The organism is Photobacterium sp. S4TG1 (assembly GCF_036040035.1).
Lineage (GTDB): Bacteria > Pseudomonadota > Gammaproteobacteria > Enterobacterales > Vibrionaceae > Photobacterium.
On record NZ_JAYXUH010000002.1, the window covers coordinates 114,432 to 132,518 of the forward strand.

17 protein-coding genes are annotated in these 18,087 nt (G+C 36.9%); 1 reads left to right on the forward strand and 16 read right to left on the reverse strand.

The annotated features are described in order from the left end of the window. Positions 1 to 183: 183 nt before the first annotated feature. The 16 genes from VXS03_RS04160 to VXS03_RS20265 all read right to left on the reverse strand — a co-directional run bounded on the left by VXS03_RS04160 (position 184) and on the right by VXS03_RS20265 (position 17,450). Positions 184 to 1,116 carry an alpha/beta hydrolase gene (locus VXS03_RS04160; RefSeq protein WP_327762151.1) on the reverse strand — a complete coding sequence of 311 codons (933 nt, stop codon included), beginning with the start codon at positions 1,114 to 1,116 and terminating at the stop codon, positions 184 to 186. Positions 1,117 to 1,295: 179 nt separating this feature from the next. Next, positions 1,296 to 2,303: a substrate-binding domain-containing protein gene (locus VXS03_RS04165; RefSeq protein WP_327762152.1), complete on the reverse strand. Its 1,008-nt coding sequence runs from the start codon at positions 2,301 to 2,303 to the stop codon at positions 1,296 to 1,298. Positions 2,304 to 2,335: 32 nt separating this feature from the next. Further along, positions 2,336 to 3,253, reverse strand: coding sequence for a ribokinase (gene rbsK / locus VXS03_RS04170; RefSeq protein ID WP_327762153.1), 918 nt, complete (start codon positions 3,251 to 3,253; stop codon positions 2,336 to 2,338). A gap of 172 nt (positions 3,254 to 3,425) precedes the next feature. After that, the gene (locus VXS03_RS04175; RefSeq protein ID WP_327762154.1) at positions 3,426 to 4,442 is read right to left on the reverse strand and encodes an aldose 1-epimerase family protein; all 1,017 of its coding nucleotides are present in this window, start codon (positions 4,440 to 4,442) and stop codon (positions 3,426 to 3,428) included. A gap of 53 nt (positions 4,443 to 4,495) precedes the next feature. Beyond that, positions 4,496 to 5,818, reverse strand: coding sequence for an L-fucose:H+ symporter permease (fucP, locus tag VXS03_RS04180; RefSeq protein WP_327762155.1), 1,323 nt, complete (start codon positions 5,816 to 5,818; stop codon positions 4,496 to 4,498). Between the two features lie 54 nt (positions 5,819 to 5,872). Then, complete coding sequence (gene rbsK / locus VXS03_RS04185) at positions 5,873 to 6,799, reverse strand: ribokinase (RefSeq protein WP_327762156.1); 927 nt, start codon at positions 6,797 to 6,799, stop codon at positions 5,873 to 5,875. Between the two features lie 56 nt (positions 6,800 to 6,855). Then, positions 6,856 to 7,275 (reverse strand): D-ribose pyranase, encoded by a 420-nt coding sequence (gene rbsD / locus VXS03_RS04190; RefSeq protein ID WP_327762157.1) that lies wholly within the window; start codon positions 7,273 to 7,275, stop codon positions 6,856 to 6,858. 368 nt (positions 7,276 to 7,643) lie between these two features. Then, positions 7,644 to 9,359, reverse strand: coding sequence for an NAD-dependent malic enzyme (locus VXS03_RS04195; RefSeq protein WP_327762158.1), 1,716 nt, complete (start codon positions 9,357 to 9,359; stop codon positions 7,644 to 7,646). Positions 9,360 to 9,636: 277 nt separating this feature from the next. Then, complete coding sequence (locus VXS03_RS04200; protein WP_327762159.1) at positions 9,637 to 9,978, reverse strand: hypothetical protein; 342 nt, start codon at positions 9,976 to 9,978, stop codon at positions 9,637 to 9,639. Between the two features lie 252 nt (positions 9,979 to 10,230). Then, entirely contained in the window at positions 10,231 to 10,434 is a 204-nt protein-coding gene (gene tatA, locus VXS03_RS04205) for a twin-arginine translocase TatA/TatE family subunit (RefSeq protein ID WP_394166397.1), read from the reverse strand. Positions 10,435 to 10,436: 2 nt separating this feature from the next. Further along, the gene (locus VXS03_RS04210) at positions 10,437 to 10,709 is read right to left on the reverse strand and encodes a hypothetical protein (RefSeq protein WP_327762160.1); all 273 of its coding nucleotides are present in this window, start codon (positions 10,707 to 10,709) and stop codon (positions 10,437 to 10,439) included. A 125-nt stretch (positions 10,710 to 10,834) separates the two neighbouring features. Next, complete coding sequence (locus tag VXS03_RS04215; RefSeq protein WP_327762161.1) at positions 10,835 to 11,530, reverse strand: response regulator; 696 nt, start codon at positions 11,528 to 11,530, stop codon at positions 10,835 to 10,837. Further along, a complete protein-coding gene (locus VXS03_RS04220; RefSeq protein WP_327762162.1) occupies positions 11,523 to 12,989 on the reverse strand; it encodes an ATP-binding protein in 1,467 nt (488 codons plus the stop codon). The genes VXS03_RS04215 and VXS03_RS04220 overlap by 8 nt, the downstream gene beginning before the upstream one ends. Positions 12,990 to 13,095: 106 nt before the next feature. Next, on the reverse strand, positions 13,096 to 14,958 hold the full coding sequence (locus VXS03_RS04225) for a potassium transporter Kup (protein ID WP_327762164.1): 1,863 nt from the start codon (positions 14,956 to 14,958) through the stop codon (positions 13,096 to 13,098). 241 nt (positions 14,959 to 15,199) lie between these two features. After that, on the reverse strand, positions 15,200 to 16,663 hold the full coding sequence (locus tag VXS03_RS04230; RefSeq protein WP_327762165.1) for an MFS transporter: 1,464 nt from the start codon (positions 16,661 to 16,663) through the stop codon (positions 15,200 to 15,202). Positions 16,664 to 17,285: 622 nt separating this feature from the next. Further along, positions 17,286 to 17,450 carry a YadA-like family protein gene (locus VXS03_RS20265; protein ID WP_442957416.1) on the reverse strand — a complete coding sequence of 55 codons (165 nt, stop codon included), beginning with the start codon at positions 17,448 to 17,450 and terminating at the stop codon, positions 17,286 to 17,288. A 159-nt stretch (positions 17,451 to 17,609) separates the two neighbouring features. On the opposite strand from VXS03_RS20265, the gene VXS03_RS04235 reads away from it, so the two are divergent. Beyond that, positions 17,610 to 17,831, forward strand: a complete 222-nt coding sequence (locus VXS03_RS04235; RefSeq protein WP_327762166.1) for a GntR family transcriptional regulator — start codon at positions 17,610 to 17,612, stop codon at positions 17,829 to 17,831. Positions 17,832 to 18,087 lie beyond the last annotated feature (256 nt).

The window sequence follows — 18,087 nt, forward strand, 5'->3', positions numbered from 1 at the left end:
TTTGCAATCACACTATTCTGGATAAGAAGAAAATGATGAAATGTATACAAACTATGGAAGGTGTTAAATGGATTTACTACGCGGTTTATATTTATTACTAGAGTCAATATTTGAATAATGAAACAACTCTTTCCCAGCCACTAAGCCGTAAGTAAATCATTTAATACGTTTACTTACGGCTTTTTATTCCGTCTCATCTGTTCTTAAAAACTCTCCAATCGCAGTGTACAATCGCCGACAATGCTGTGGTACCACATTTTCTAAATTTAAAAACGCATGCACCATATCAGGTATATGATAATGCTGCGCACTAATGCCTTGCTGACGTAATTTATAATAATAATTGATACCGTCATCTCTCAAAGGGCAAAACTCAGTCGTAATCACTAACGTGGACGGAAATCCAATGCGTATTGGTAGCCATAATGGTGAGGCTGCACATCGATCTTGGTTATTCTGAAAATATTGATCAAAGTACCATTTCATTTTATTGCTTTGAAGAAAATAACCATTACCATTTATTGCTATTGATGGTGAAGACAATGTGTAATCAAGACTTGGATAAATAAGCACTTGTTTATTAATCTGTACTTTATCATCTTGTGTAATAGCACACACGGTTGCTGCCAGTGCTCCACCAGCAGAATCACCGCCAATAGCTAGGTACGGAATATAATTAACCGCCATATTATTGAGTTGAGAAAAAAGATGTTGTAAGCATAAATACACATCATTTATCGCTGCGGGATAGGGATATTCGGGAGCTAGACGATAGTCAATCGCCACAATTATATATTGGCAGGCTAAAGCCAATTTACGGCAGATAGGATCATAAATCTCAAGACTGCCCGCAACATGCCCGCCACCATGTAAATACACTAATACAGGTAAGGCTGTTTGTGGCTGAGGATGATAAATACGAATAGGCACATGCTCAATAATATCATCAGCAATCATCTCAATATGCGGTATATCAGTAATGAAAGTCTGAGTTATAGCCTCTAGTCCAGCTCGAACACTCGTTATACTAAATTCAACATCAGCAGTCATTGAGGCCGCTAATTCATCGTTAAATGCCTGCAACCAGACAGCAAGTGAATCATCTACTTTGCGCATAAATTATCTCACTTCTCTCAAAATATCACTTATTGAGTACGCTATTCTAGCCTTTAGCGTTATCAGAGAAATAGCAATAGCTAAATTATAATCTATTGAGATAACATCATACTATGTAAGATAAAAAAAAGATGACAAGCGGGGAAACTTATCATCTAACAGTAATCTATTTACTTATTCTAATTGACTATCTTGACACTGTTTCGAGTCACTAATGTAGGTTCAATTTGAATCACTTGTGTCGCACTGGCTTGATGATCTAAACGGGTTAATAAGGTTTCAACCGCAGCCTGCCCTAAACGATACTTCGGTTGATGAATAGTCGTCAACGCTGGCGACATAAATTTAGCAATATGAATATCATCATAACCAATCACAGATAAATCATCAGGAACACGAATGCCGCACTCATTAGCTGCATTCATCACCCCTAATGCCATCATATCATTAGAGACAAAAATAGCACTCGGTAGCACGCCATGCTGCTTCATTTTCATAAAGGCATCATAACCACCTTCGCATTCAAAATCAGATTCAATGATCCAATTAGCATCAAAAGTTAAACCCGCCTCATTCATCGCGCGTTTATAACCTTCATATCGCATTTGAGCTTGATGTCTAATCAATGGCCCAGTGATGCAACCAATATCTTCATGGCCTGATTCAATTAAATATTGGGTTGCCATATAGCCCCCCTGTAAAGAATTATCTTGAATCTTATCGCTGGTAAACAGCATCGGTCCCCAATCCATTACTACGACGGGAATATCAGGATACTGTTCAAATACATCAATACGTTCACCTTCTAATGATGAACACATTAAGATCAACCCATCAACCCGCTTTTGCAATAAGGTATTGATCGACTCGCGCATTCGTTGGTGATCACCTTCGGTATTACACAAAATAAGGCTATACCCATTTTGATAACAACTGCGCTCAACACCTTTGACGACTTCACCAAAAAATGGATTAGTTGATGTCGTTACCAACATGCCAAATGTTTTAGTGCGATTAACTTTAAAACTACGCGCCAACACTGATGGCCCGTTATAATGCAGTTCTTTTGCCGCGTTATTAACCCGCTCTGATATTTCATCACTAACAAAGCGAGTTTTATTAATAACATGGCTCACCGTAGATGTAGAAACCCCAGCTAATTTTGCGATATCTTTCATCGTAGCCATGTTATTGATCCTTGGTGAGTAATTACGTTTACTTATTGCTGGGCGAGAAAATCTTCAACCTCTTTACGGGTTGGAATTGATGTTTGAGCACCAAAACGAGTCACGGAAATAGCCGCCGCCGCATGAGCAAATTTGATTGCTGATTCTAAAGCTAAACCATCTAACAAACCAGTCACGAATGCACCGTTAAACGTATCACCCGCCGCCGTAGTATCAGTTACTTCAACGTTAAAGCCTGCAATAATATCTCCACACCCATCCTGACTTAGCCATACACCTTTAGCGCCAAGAGTGATCATTACCGTTTTAATTCCCTTTGCATGCAGAATATTCGCCGCTTGTTGCGCACTTTCAGCATCAGTAACCGTTACCCCAGTAAGCACTTCAGCTTCGGTTTCATTGGGCGTGATCATATCGACACATGCTAATAATTCATCAGACAATACGCGCGCTGGTGCCGGATTTAAGATCACCATAGTATTTGCGTCTTTGGCTACTTGCGCCGCTTTTTCGATGCCACATAATGGCGTTTCTAATTGCATTAATAAATAATCAGCATCACGAATACGATCTAAATCAGCTTCAATCGCACTAGCTGTTAACTTTGCATTCGCTTCCGCAGAAAGACAAATACTATTCTCACCACAATCCGATACTTGAATCATTGCAATACCAGTGGGGCAATTAGGCTCCATTTTTACGGCCGTTATATCAATGCCATCCATACGGAAGTTTTCACGAATATTGATCCCAAATGAATCATCTCCTACACAAGCAATAAAGCCGATATCCGCATGTAAACGCGCAGCAGCTACCGCTTGGTTAGCGCCTTTTCCCCCAGGAATAACTTGATAATTACGGCCATGAAGTGTCTCGCCTGGGCGTGGGAAAGAAGGGACTTGCAGAACATGGTCAGCGTTAACACTACCTAATACCACTAACTTATTCATAGGATTTTCCTCGACTCTTTATGAGCCTTTCTAGTAGAACATAACAAAAATGGATGATTTTAATTTTTAGTTAAATAAACCGTTAAAATAAAAAATCAAAAGCATCCATTTTACTCTCTCCTATCATCATTAAATAACATTTAGGAGAGAGTAAACTCTCATTGATAACGATTTAGAACGATTGGCAAATACCCGTACGAACGCTAAAACAACGCTCTTCATTCGGTTGAAGATAAATCAGAGTACCCTTCTCTTTAGCGGCTAAGAACCCTTCAGGTCGACACGTTGCAGGTAATGCAAATGCCGCAACTTGTTGATCACCACTACACAATAACCATCTAGTCGCGCAATTAAAGTCATGGGTATCAAACTCAGTTTGCAAGTATTTATCAGCATCGATCTGCATCTTAAATACAGCTTTATCAACATAACGAGCAATATCATCCATACAATACACAACTTCAGGATCATGCATTTCTGGTTGATCTAATATTGAAATCGGTGCTGATGTTTTCAAACCTTCGTTATATGCCAACCACTGCGGTGTCGGTTGTACGTGTGCAGGTACACTTTCACGTAACATTAAAGCACTGTCTGGAATATTCTGCGTCATCACTGCATTTTCAACATATGTGGCGTTGATATGACACATATACTGCAACGGCATATTCACAGAGGCAAGGTTTTTCACCATCATGTTAATATCAAAAAGGCTGGCATCTTTATTCAACTGTACTGAAGGCGTCGCTAAATAGTGATCGCCAAATCCCATTACATATTCATAAGAGCCTTTGATAACAACACTATCATTATCAATTTCTAACCACGCAGTATCCATTGTTGCGCAAGGCATTTCGCCATGTAATACATGATCATCTTGTGCCGATGGGCACCCCATACGAATCATGCCAGCATGAAAAGCAAAACACCCATAAGTTTCAACGACTGTTTTGGCAAACTTTGGTTCAGAGAACATATTTTTCATGCCCAAATCAGTATTCAAAAACTGGGCATCCCAAATCATCTGTCCCATAAACGGTAATACGACTAAATGCCCTTTTGCATTTTTAATTTCAACAGCATGCACACCTGAATTATATAAAAAGCTATGGATCTCAAAATGTTCAGACTGAGCGATCAAGGTTCTCTGTTTCGTGAAATTTTCTTTATATAACGGTAAGGTAAACATATTTAATTCCTCCAAAAACTGACCACCCAAGATTGAGTGGTCATAACAGAACATTACGCTTTAGCAGCCACAAAATTGAATTGTTGTTTGTATTTCTTCTCATTCATGAAGTAAACAAATACCACAGCAAAACACAATGCACTTACAATGAAAGAAGACTGTAGACCAATATTATCGGCAAGTAGACCTTGAATCACAGGAATAGCGGCACCACCGATAATAGACATCACCACAAAACCACCCGCTGTTTCTGTGTAACGTGTATCAACAGATTGTAAAGTAGAAGCAAAAATTGTAGCCCAGCAAGGTGCAAACAAGGCTGACGTACCCACTGCAACCCAAACAGCACTGAAATTAGGAATAAAGGTGACATACATCAAGCAAAGAAAGCCGATTGCTGAGTAGCCCATTAATACATTTTCTTGTGCCGTTTTAGTGAATAAGTAGTTTGCTAATAACTTACCTAAGAAGTACATAATGAAGGCATACAATAAGTAGTTAGCCGCATCATGCTCAACCATATTATGATCTAACTCTAACGCCAAACGAATGGTGAATGACCATACAGCTACCTGCATACCAACATAAGCAAACTGAGTCGCAATACCTTTAAAGAAACGTTTATTGCCCATTAAATAAGACAGTGTCTCACCAAACGATGGCTGATTATCTTTACTGTCTGTCGCTGCTTTACAGTTAGGGTATTCAGTAATCGCAATTAAGATAGCGATAGTTGCTATCACACCGACTAACCATTTGTACGGTTCTAATGTTTGTTGTAATACTTGGTATTTAAACGCTTCAAGTTCAGGACCTGTTAACGTTGCCATCATATGACCAACATCAACACCTTCTTGGAAAATTAAATGTTTACCCAGTAATAAACCAATAATGTAGCCCATCGCATTGATCGTATGAGAAACGTTTAAACGTAATGTTGCACGCTCAGGCTCACCAATCATTGCAGAGTAGGTATTGCATGATGTTTCAAGGAACGATAGCCCAATCGCAATACAAAAAATGGCGGCTAAGAACATGGTATATGTACCGGCATGAGATGCAGGGAAGAACATCAAACAGCCAAAAATATACAATGCTAAACCTAATAAAATCGCTAATTTATAAGAGGTTTTTTTCACAACCATCGAGGCTGGAATAGCCACTAAAAAATAAGCACCATAAAACGCTGACTGTACTAATGCTGAAGCAAAATTAGACAGATCAAAAATTGATTTAAATTGAGTAATTAATACGTCATTTAAAGCAGCAGCCGCTGACCAAAGAGCAAATACTGATGATAATAATAAAAATTGGAATATCGGTGTTCTATTTAAATAACCATCAGCATGTTGAATTGTATTATTCTTAATAAACATAATTTATCTTCCATAAATAATCACTCTAATCAAAGAGCATGATTTTTCTTGGTTTTAGATTTCGTTTGCTTGATAAGCGTTAAATCTTTCAATCGAAGGATAAGAGGACTGCGTCCCTTTTTCGGTAACGGAAAGCCCCGCAAAAATAGATGCCTTTTCCAATGCTGATATCACATCTCCTGTTTGAGTAAAGAAATGTGAAAAACAACCGATAAACGCGTCTCCTGCACCTGATGTATCAACCGCATTCACGTTAATTGGTTTAGCAAGATACTCACCCGTCTTAGATATCCACAGTGAACCTCGCGATCCCATCGTCACAATCAAATTCTTTAAACCATGTTCAAATAACATATTCGCGGCTTGATTGATCTCTTCAATCGTTGAAACCGGTTTACCCGTTAATATTTCAAGTTCAGTTTCATTAGGTACAAAAAAATCACATTTACAAACATATTCCAGAGATAATTCAGGAATGGCTGGCGCAGGATTAAGTAAAACAGTGATATTGTGTTTTTGACCGAAATCAATTGCGTAATAAACCGTTTCTAAAGGTACTTCTAGTTGCAATACAATCATATCGACAGTTTTTAATTCCGCCTCTGCGCTATCGATATCTGCCGGAGTCAGGTAATTGTTTGCCCCTTTTACAATTAAAATAGAATTTTGTGATGTGGTTGTATTAACAAAAATAGGGGCAACGCCGGTGCTAACACCACTCACTCTAGTCACAAATTTTGTATCTATGTGTTGGCTGCTATAATTTGCTAAACTCATTGCTGCAAATTGGTCATCACCCACTTTTGATACCATTAATACTTGTGCGCCCAATTTAGCCGCTGCAACTGCTTGGTTTGCACCTTTACCACCATTACCAATGGCAAAAGCAGCAGCTTCAAGTGTTTCGCCACATTTAGCAACACGATCACCATAAGTAATTAAATCAACATTAGTCGAACCAATAACCGCTATCTTTTTCATATCAAATATCTTCTAGTTACGTTAAACAAATAAACGAGGATCACTGCCTCAATAATTTAAAAAACGACACCGGTTTGGAAAATAACATTGGCATACGGTGTATATTCTCCTGTTCTCACTACTGCACGGCTTTGCGCTGTACGTTGTTTAAATTCTTCATGAGATAAATATGAAATATGAATCGGTTTAGCTGTTGTTGTACTTTCTTGATCTAAAATAGCTAACAATGCTTGATGATGTTCAGGACTGACTTCAGCAAACTCAGCGGCCATAATAACCCCTTCAATTTGTGATTCAGATAACATTACTTTCACTGTATCAAGAAAACTTGGTACGCCATGAGTTAACGCAAGATCGATGCGTTTTACATGTTGAGGTATCGGTAAGCCGGCATCACAAATAGTAATTTCATCTGTGTGTCCTAGTGTTGCCACAAGGTATGAAAGCTCTGCATTAATTAGTGTCGTTTTTTTCATTTGGTAGACCTTCTCGTTACACGTTATACCGTTCAAATTTTCTGTCTTAGAATTGATATTTTTAAGTGACAGAAAAACACATCGAAACGTTTCGATTTGAATAATAAACGGCCTCAATAATTTCACCAGTGCGAAATAGATAAGGTGTGAGAATGATCGCTTTCAACGCGAATAAAAGACCCAAAATGTCTATTTGGCTCACAGTTTCACTATCGAAACGTTTCGATAACATAATAAAGTCATGAGATATAACAACGGATAACCCCCTGATAATATAAAAAACTAATGTGTTGATTTATAAAATAAAAAAGCCATACTCAATCATGAATATGGCTTTCTTTATCTAACTATTTTATAAAATAATGTGCTTATACACGTCGATAAGGTAAGTATACTGGTTCCCACATATGCTCGGATAATGCTTGCTTCAAATCTTTATCTCGTAAATGACAACAAGCATCCGTTGCTTGCATTTGCGTTAAAATTGAATGAGCGACATGAACAGACACTGCTTTCAACGCACTAATACGAGGGTAAATACAACCTCTAGCAATATCTTCATCACTCACACACTCAGCAAGCGCATAAGATGCCGTGGTAAACATATCTTGAGTGATTTTTTCCGTTTGCGACACAATCGACGCTAATCCAACGCCAGGGAAAATAAACACATTATTGCCTTGTCCAATACGGTATTGGTGGCCATTATATTCAACATCAGAGAACGGGCTGCCCGTTGCAACGATCGCTTGTCCATCACTCCAATGATAAATTGCTTCAGGAATCGCTTCACAATTTGCGGTGGGATTAGATAATGGAAATATAATTGGTCGTGGCGTATATTCCATCATCTTTTGAATATTTTCAGCCACAAACGCACCACCGATACCACTTGCACCTAATAATACGGTAACGGGATGATTATTGATAAGCTCAGTTAAACTGATCTTACCCAGTTCAGCGGCATGCCACCCAGCAGAAATAGAACGTGATTTAGCATAGCGACGTTTATACTCTTCAAGCCCATCACGATCATCAAATACCACACCTTGAGAATCAAGAATAAAAATCTTGGCGCGTGCAGAATGATGAGTACAACCTTCTTTTAGTAGCCCGGCATAAATCTGATCAGCAACACCTACGCCACCAGCACCGGCGCCATAGATCACATAGGTTTGATCCACTAAGCGCTCTTGTTTTATCTTGCATGCTCCTAAAATACCCGCTAAGACAACAGAGCCCGTACCTTGAATATCATCATTAAACGATGGCAAGCTGTCTTCATAATCACTCAGATTATCAAACGCATTAGCTTTACTAAAATCTTCCCATTGCAAGACTGCTTTTGGAAAATGGCGTTTAACTTGTTTTACAAATGTTTTAATAAAGCGTTTATAGGCATCACCACGAAGACGTTTACGCGAAATACCCAGGTACATAGGATCATCAAGCAGCTCTTGGTTATCAGTACCTACATCTAATACTATCGGTAAACAATGTGCGGGATGGATCCCCGCTCCTAAAGTATAAAGTGATAACTTACCGATCGGGATCCCCATACCGCCAACGCCTTGATCACCAATACCTAAAATACCTTGGCTATCAGTTACGACAATAATTTTGATATCTTTGCCCATAAAATGACGTGACATCTCACCCATTGCACCCACGTTTTCTTCGGTAATATATAGCCCACGTGCTTTTTGATAGCGATGGCTGAATTCTTGGCAAGCTTTACCTACCGTTGGGGTATAAATGATGGGCGTCATTTCTTCTACATGACGTGAAAGTAACGCATAAAAGAGGGTTTCATTACGATCTTGAAGTGAGCGTAAAAAGAGGTATTTTTCAATATCAGTGGACGCATTACTAAAGCCGTCATAGACACGGTTAAGTTGATCATCAAACGTTTGTACTCGCGGGGGTAATAATCCCGTTAATTGAAAAGCATCACGCTCTTCTTGAGTAAAAGCCGTACTTTTATTTAAAGTGCGATCATTGAGTAACTCGGTGCCCGTTAATGACACAGGACGAAACACTTTCCCTTGCGAATCTTTCCATCTGAGGTACTTACCGACAGTCATATTCTATCTCCGTGTATAACAACAATAGTCCACACACTTTATGATCACAGATAACCATAACGACTGTTATTCGTAATGATAAAGCCATAATATAAAATTAAGTGTATATCCAACCCTTCAATAAAAATGTGAACGGTCGCATTTTTAATCACATTGATGATTAAAAATGCCAACTTAATTAATGTGCTATATTGAATTTATTTATCGTACGGAGAGAGAGTGCCATAAAATACTATTCAGAATAATATAAAATTCCAATAGCGTATTTCTAGCTAAATTATAAATTTTCACGTCTAATTGCGACTTTATCACAACAAAATGGCGTAATCTTTAAGTTATCACGTGCCTGTAAATCAGCATCACTATAAAGTTGATATTTTAAATGCTGAAAAAAACCATCTTTGTAAGTAACACCTATGGCACTGATAATGGCTAATATTTGCTGAAACTCAATATATCTAAAGTCATAAATCAATCGCAATTTATGCGATGAGTTAACCTTTACGGATCGAATGTATTGGTTAGCCTTTAATGCTACTAGCATCGCTTCAATACTCACTGCAGGGCCTGTGACATAACAGCAACGATGATGAGGTTCGATAACAAGGGTAGGTCTCATTAGCTTGACCTTATTGCCAATAAGATACAATTAACAACAACACAAAAATTGCCGCAATAAACTTTAATAATAGCCCTAAATTAGCGCCGCCTTTTGGGGCTTTATTACAACAACTCATATTGACCTCTATTCACGATTAACGATGCTTGAGTTGCATCATAAAGGTTACATCGAGGGGAAGGTCAAGCGAATATAGTAAAGAGAGTAACATTCAAATAATGTCACTCTCTTTCAATAGCAATAATTTGATTTTTATTGATCATTAACTGATTTTGAGCCGATCTTACTATCGACGCTGGTTTCATCTTTGTCTTGTGGCTCATCTTTAACTGCATTTTGAAAACCGCGTAAAGCACAACCTAAATCACTGCCTAATGTACGCAGCTTCTTCGTACCAAATAACAAAACAAAAATCACAGCTACAATCAGTAACTTACCAATGCTAATTTCACCCATTTTTAGTTAATCTCATGTTGGTCGTACTTAGCTAAATAACGTTCTTTAGCGGCAGCAATTACAAAAACTGCAGTAAAAAAGACGCCAATTAACCATTTAGCTTCTAGAAACTCAGGAAAATAATGAGTAATAGATAATTCAAGTAAAAGCAGCACTGAAAATATCTGTAATCCAACAATAATTAATTGCAACCACGTTGCTTTGTTGCAAAGGCTACGGGTTAACATCCATATAAAAAGAATCACGGCAAGAGCAATTTTCACTTCAATAAACACATTATTATCCTCAATTAGTTAAGCTAATTTGATGGTATAAATTTTAATCTAATGTTTATGTAAGGATTCTTGAAGTGAGTATAAAATTTTTATAAATAAAACACTGTCAGTATTTATTAAACCGCCTAATCATCACTAATAAGACGATAACCAACCCCATTTTCAGTAATAATATATTGTGGTTGGGCTGGTGAACATTCAATTTTATGACGTAATTGCGCTATATGAATTCGAACATAATGCGCATGTTCAGTATAATTACCACCCCAAACTTCTTTTAATATTTGTTTATGAGTTAGCACCTTACCCATATTTTTAGCGAGCAAAGTCAATATCTTATACTCCTTAGGCGTTAACTTAATCGTTTCATCAAGACGTGTTACTGTTTGCATTGCAACATTTAATACAACATCACCAAACTGATACTGGATCACCTCTTCACTGCTAGTGTTAGCGCTCATCCGTAATGCAACTCGAATTCTTGCTAATAACTCTTCACTACCAAATGGTTTGGTTAAATAATCATTCGCCCCCGCATCTAAAGCCTGCACTTTATCCGCTTCTTTATCACGAGCGGAGATAACAATGATTGGTATGTCAGTCCATGAACGTAGCTCTTTTGTAAAATCGAGACCATCAGCATCAGGTAGCCCAAGATCTAATAAGATTAAATGTGGGTTCCAAGTCGTGATGAGTTTCAAACCTTCCTGCGCTGTCTCAACCGTTTTAACCTGATAACCATGCCCTGTGGTTAAAATATCAAGAAATCGGCGAATAGGGGCTTCATCTTCAATGATTAAAATCTTATTTTCATTACTCATAAATATCCGTTAATTCATATTTGTCACAAGGAATTTTAACCACAAATATACTACCACCACCCGCTCGTGATAGTACGCTAATCTCGCCATTATGTGCGGTGACAATTAACTGACAAATAGCCAAACCTAAACCTGTGCCTTTTACTTTTACTTGTTCTGAACGATAGAAGCGTTCAAAAATACGTAACCGATCTTCAGGTGCGACGCCACAGCCACGATCAGCAATTTCAATAATAAAATGCCCTCGTCGATAATTCGTTTGAATATCAATTACACTTTCAGTGGGACTATATTTCGCTGCATTTTCAATGAGGTTAGCAATAATCTGCTCAATTAAGGTGTAATCAAGTGACACCAAAATAGTATCGCCACGTAATTTAATAGGATGTGATTTAATTAACTGCTCTACGCGTTTAATTGCACTGCCAATCACTTCTTCTGGCTCCACCCAATCACATTTAGGGATCAGTGTCTTAATGCTATATCGGCTAATATCAAGCAACTTAGTTAAACTTCGATTTAAACTATAGCCTTCTTCAGCAATCGATTGTAAAAGCTCTTGCTGTGTTTGTTGAGGTAGACGTAGTGTTGTATCACTTAATGTTGTTGCAGAACCAATAATTGCCCCTAATGGTGTTTTTAAATCATGCGACACTGCCGCTAACAATGTATTTCTCATTTGCTCTAATTGTGTGGCTTCTTTTGCAGCAGTTAACGCTGCATTTGCTTCTGAGCGTGCTAACGACAAACTGATAAGAGTGCTCAAAATAGGGTTAAATACCTGCTCTGATGATGTCTCAATCACTAACACACCAAACATACCTGATTGGCCATCTAATGGATGTAAACTTAAGTTAGGCGAAATATACTCAACGCATTGCTGCTGGCGTCTCATAAATCGTTTAACTAAAGGTTGATAGAGTGTATCACTGAGATTTTCATGTGTAGTTAAGCAATGCAGTTGTGGAGAGAATAACCATATTTGGGAGCGCATATGTAAATGTTGTTCTAGATGGATAATCGACGCTTTAGCAATGGCATGACTCTCATTTAAGGCCGCAAGTACAGAAGCTAAATTATAATTACTGTTCAGCTCCGCTCGAAGAATTCTATTTTCTCGTATTTTTTGTTGCTGAGATTGTGTTAACCGCACAGCAAACACACCGCTGAATGCCATTACCGAAAAAGTAATAATATGTTGGTAGTTTTGAAATTTAAATGAATTGTGTTCGGGTAAAACAAAAAAATGAAAAGCGACAATACTTGCTGCGGTGATGACATATGCCACACGCTTACGAAGTAGAAAACCACTAATAATATTTAATAATAACAACAACATTGCAGTATCAGTTTCAATGATAACATCACGGAATGCCACCCCAAAATACGTCACTAATATATACAGTAATAACAAAATACCGGTTTTAATTACATCAAACCATGACAACGCGTTATTCATCAAATTCTCATTATTTCAAAATTTCGTTTCAATATTATATAACTTACAATAAAATGCTTATCTTTATTAATTACCATAAAGATAAGCATCAGAATATATTACAGAATTAAATTTCTACGTGAACACCAATTTCAATCAATCTATCAGGTGGGACATGTAGTCGCTCAGATGTACGCAGAGCATTACGACTTAGCAAGATAAATAAACGTGCTTTTGTATCATGCCACCATGATATAGGCTTGATTTTAATCCTCTCTGATGACATAAAAAATAACGTATCACTCGAATGTAGCGTAAAACCATTGCTACGAGAAACAGTATAAATTTGTTCAATATCCGGCGATTCTTGATAACCAACATATACAATCATCTGCCAGAAAGTTGCTGATAATTGCGTCACCTCCATTCGTTTTAATGGATGTACTCGCGGTTGATCTGGGTATTTAAACGTTAGTAATACATTACGTTGGTGTAATATTTCATTATATTTCAAATTATTAATTAACGAAGAAGGAACCTGACCTTCATTTCGAGAAAAATAAACTGCCGTTCCTGAAGCTCGAGTCCATGGCTTTTGTTCAAGCTCAGTCACCATTGCTTCTGCAGATAATGGCTGTTTTAAAAGTGATCCCAATCGCTGGCGTTCTAAATACCAAATCACCATTAATATAAAGACCATTGAACCAATCGTTAACGGTAACCAGCCGCCATCCATAAATTTTAATGCTGTTGCTGTAAATAATAAGGCATCATAGGTCAACATCAATAATCCATATTGTAATGTCATCAAGCGTGACCATTGCCATAAATGACGCGCAACAACTAACGTAAATATCGATGAGATCAACATGGTTGCAGTTACAGCAATACCATAAGCTGCGGCTAAGCGCTCTGAACTACCAAAAGTTAACACTACCGTAATAACAAGAACAAACAATAATAAATTAGCTAATGGTACGTAAATCTGCCCCTGTGCTTGATGTGAGGTATGATGAATTCGCATTGGAGGCAAATAACCTAAATTTACCGCCTGACGAGTTAGAGAATAAATACCTGAAATCACAGCCTGAGAGGCGATCACTGTTGCAAACGTTGCCAATATAATTAATGGTATACGTAATATTGTTGGCGCAAGTAAAAAGAAAGGGTTCACCGCAGTACTTGCATCAGACAGCACTAATGCCCCTTGGCCAAAATAGTTCAATACTAAACAGGGCATGACAATAAAAAACCAAGCAAGACGGATAGACTTAATCCCAAAATGCCCCATATCAGCATAAAGAGCCTCAACCCCAGTAACTGCCAGCACGACCACACCTAAAGTAAAAAGTGTCTCGATACCATGATTAATTACAAACATTAATGCGTACCATGGATTTAATGCTAATAGAATTTGAGGATGAGCAACAATGCTGATAATTCCAAGTATGCCTATACAGCTAAACCATAACAGCATGACAGGCGCAAACAGACGTCCAATACTGCCCGATCCATATTTTTGAATCGCAAATAGTGCACAGATAATAGTAATGGCAATCGGAATAATCATTGGTTGTAGATCATGATTAATAACGGTAATTCCCTCTACCGCAGAGAGCACCGACATCGCTGGTGTAATAATGGCTTCACCAAAGAAAAAACCAGCGGCAAGCATACCTAAAAAGATAATGATTTTTTTACTGTGCTGAGAAGCTGCACTATGTGCTAATGCCGTTAGCGTCAATACTCCCCCTTCACCACGCTTAGACGCTCGCGTAACAACAGCCAAATATTTGATAGAGACAGTAATAACAAACGTCCAAAAGACAAGTGATAGCACACCAAATACATTGGCAGAATCGATAGCTAGAGCATGTGTACCACTAAACATCGCTTTAAAGGCATATAATGGACTAGTACCAATATCACCATATACAATCCCAACAGATAAGCACGTAAGTACTAATAATGACTGTTTTTGATTTTGCATAACATGTTACATATATGTTTGCTTTTTATAACAGCAATACATAAAGCCTTGTTTCATTTAATGAGGTGAGCAGATTAACAAGGGGAATATAAAGTTAGGGTATATTTTCAAGCGCAGAATATAAATAAAATATAAAGATTGATGATTATTCATACAGCCTGTAGCAACACTCAGCAATGGCTAAATATAAAAAAAGCACCAGCCATAGACTGATGCTTCAAATATACTGTGATGTCAGTGTTTAGATACTCTCAATATTTCTGCCAGACGTTTCAAAACGGTACTTATGTGTTACCCATGCGCCCAGTAATGACGTTACCACTAAACACAATAAGAGCGTAAAAACACCAATGCCATGCAGTAAAATCGGAAATAAGAAAGCCGTTAATATAGCACCAAATTTAGCAATTGACGCTGCAAAACCTGCCCCTTTAGCTCTAATTTTCACTGGAAAAACTTCACCAGAGATCAAATATGTTTGTGCGTTAGGCCCTAGATTATTCATAAAGTTGAATAGCATAAAACCTAAAAACAACATGTACATTTGATAATCACCGTGCAACTTCACTGAAATTGCCGCACATAACAAACCAACTGCGCAACCTATAAAACCGTAAATCTGAAGCTTCATACGGCCAACAGATTCAGAAAAAATAATCGCACAAATAACGCCAACAATTAACAAGCAGTCAATAACAGCGGTACCTTTTGCTAAATAAATTGTATTAGCAATCGTGTTATGTAACGCATCGCCTCCTATCGCTTTATGTGGATCAAGCACAGACGCAAGTATCACTGGTGTAAAAATACCAATACCATAAGTGCCAAGATCTTGAATAAACCAAGGTACAGACGCTAAAATTGTTTTTGCACGGTATTTTTCTTTAAATAGCCGTTTATAACCATGTAACCAAGAGGTTAATTCAACTTCATCACACGGCGTTTCTTCAATTGGCATAGACGACTGTTGAGGACGATGCAGTAATCGTTTCAATGACACTTCAGCGTCAGCTTTACGATTTTTAGACAAAAGCCAATGCGCACTTTCTGGAATAAAAAAACGTGCAATCGTAATCGCTAATGATGGAATCAAAGCAATAATATACATTATCCGCCATGCATTGATGTCATTTACATACGTCAATACAAAGATACCGGTTAAAATACCCAGCAAAACACCAATAGATTGAAATGCAAACGCCCCCAAAACCAACTTACCGCGGTTTTTAGACGGAATACTTTCAGATATCATTAAGTGCGCCGTCGGATAATCACACCCTAAAGCCAAGCCAATACCAAAATTAAACACTAAAATACTCAAATAAGTTTGACTAGTAGCCATACCTATTAAGCAGATAGAGAGTAAAGCCATCTCAATAATGAACATTTTTTTACGTCCATAAAGATCAGATAGCCCCCCCAGAGCACTGGCTCCAATTAAAATACCAAACAGAATCGAGGAACTAATTATACCTTTCTGTAGCTCTGTTAAATGAAATTGTAGGGTTAATAATGGTAGAGTTAACCCCATCATAAAAACGATCATACCCTCAAAAAACTTACCAAATGTTGCTAATAGCCAAATACGCCATTGCACACGTGTCATTGACATTGAATATTTATTAGTAACTGGATTACTTATTGATATTTCATCAATATAACTCTGGATCGTGTTTTGCGGTTGAATCTCTATTTTTTGATTCATGTTAAAATCAACAATGCTTATTGTCTTAATTCAGACGAATATCAGTATTAAAGTTGGCAGTATATAAACATATATCACAACTAAAGTTGAAATTTATTTTCTAGCCGTAATTAACCGTTACTATGCAACACAAGCCGATTCATTTAGTTATTGAGGGTAAATTAAATTAAAAAACATCAATATTATTTAATCTAATCAACAAATTAAAGAAAAAACAAAAACAATAAAAATAGCAATAGCATGCTAATTTTTAGATTTATTTTATATGTAAAGATCAAAAATAAAATATAAAATACTATTTATTATGTGTCCATTAACTAATATTTAAGCAATATTAGTTATTTTTTAATGAAAATTAAATTAAACCATCTTTTATTTATCAATTTAATTGCTAAAAAAGCAGTCAATATGTGTAAAAATATCCCTACTTTTTGTTAATAAAAAATACGATCTATTTTTATAATCATAATGAACAAGCCGAGACTTACTTAATAACCCTTATTATGAGTAATAACCACGGCCTTAGATGTTACCGCACACAAAAACATTAATTATGATTAACTGTTTTTATGCGTACAAAAATAAAGATTTTTTCTCTATTAATTCATAAGATTAGAGAAATTTAGCTAAATGACCAATTAGCACCAACAGATGTACCAAAATTATGCTGAGAATCATACGAAGATGTTAGTCCAATGGTCGTACTTTTATTTACTCTAAACTTAGCACCAATAGCTGTTGCGGCTCGCTCAGCATATGAAATGTATATATGAAAAACAAAACGCATACTAACGGTAAATGAAACATATCTTTCCAATAAAAGATAGTGCTGAAACAATCATTTTTAGTTAATTACAACCAATAACCTCAACAGTAATGACACAATAATGACATACCATTGTTATGCTATTCGGTATGAATACAGCTTTGACAATCAAAGGTAACAATGAGTAGACAACAACCATCACAGCTATTAATAATTTGTGACACCATACTTCAACAAATTGACCGTGGGCTATTTGCAACGCAATCAAAACGGTTACCCTCAGAGCGAGAGCTAAGTGATATTTTTAATGCCAGCCGGCTAACAGTAAAACAAGCATTATTACACTTAGAAGCCCAAGGTATTATCTATCGTAAAGAGCGCCGAGGCTGGTTTTTGATGTGAAATTAAAATCACGAGCAAAGGAATGCCAACATATAAATTGGAAACTAGATAAATAGATAAATGCATAAGCAATATATTACTTTTAATCCTGCAATATAATCCGTATATTTAAATATAAGTATCTTTATATAAGTAGACACTCATATATTACGTTCAATGGCTAAATTAGTTAAATTTACAATCAATAAAATATCATTCATAAATTACATAAAACAACTTGTTTCATTTGTTTTATTTTGATAGGTTTATTGCATGA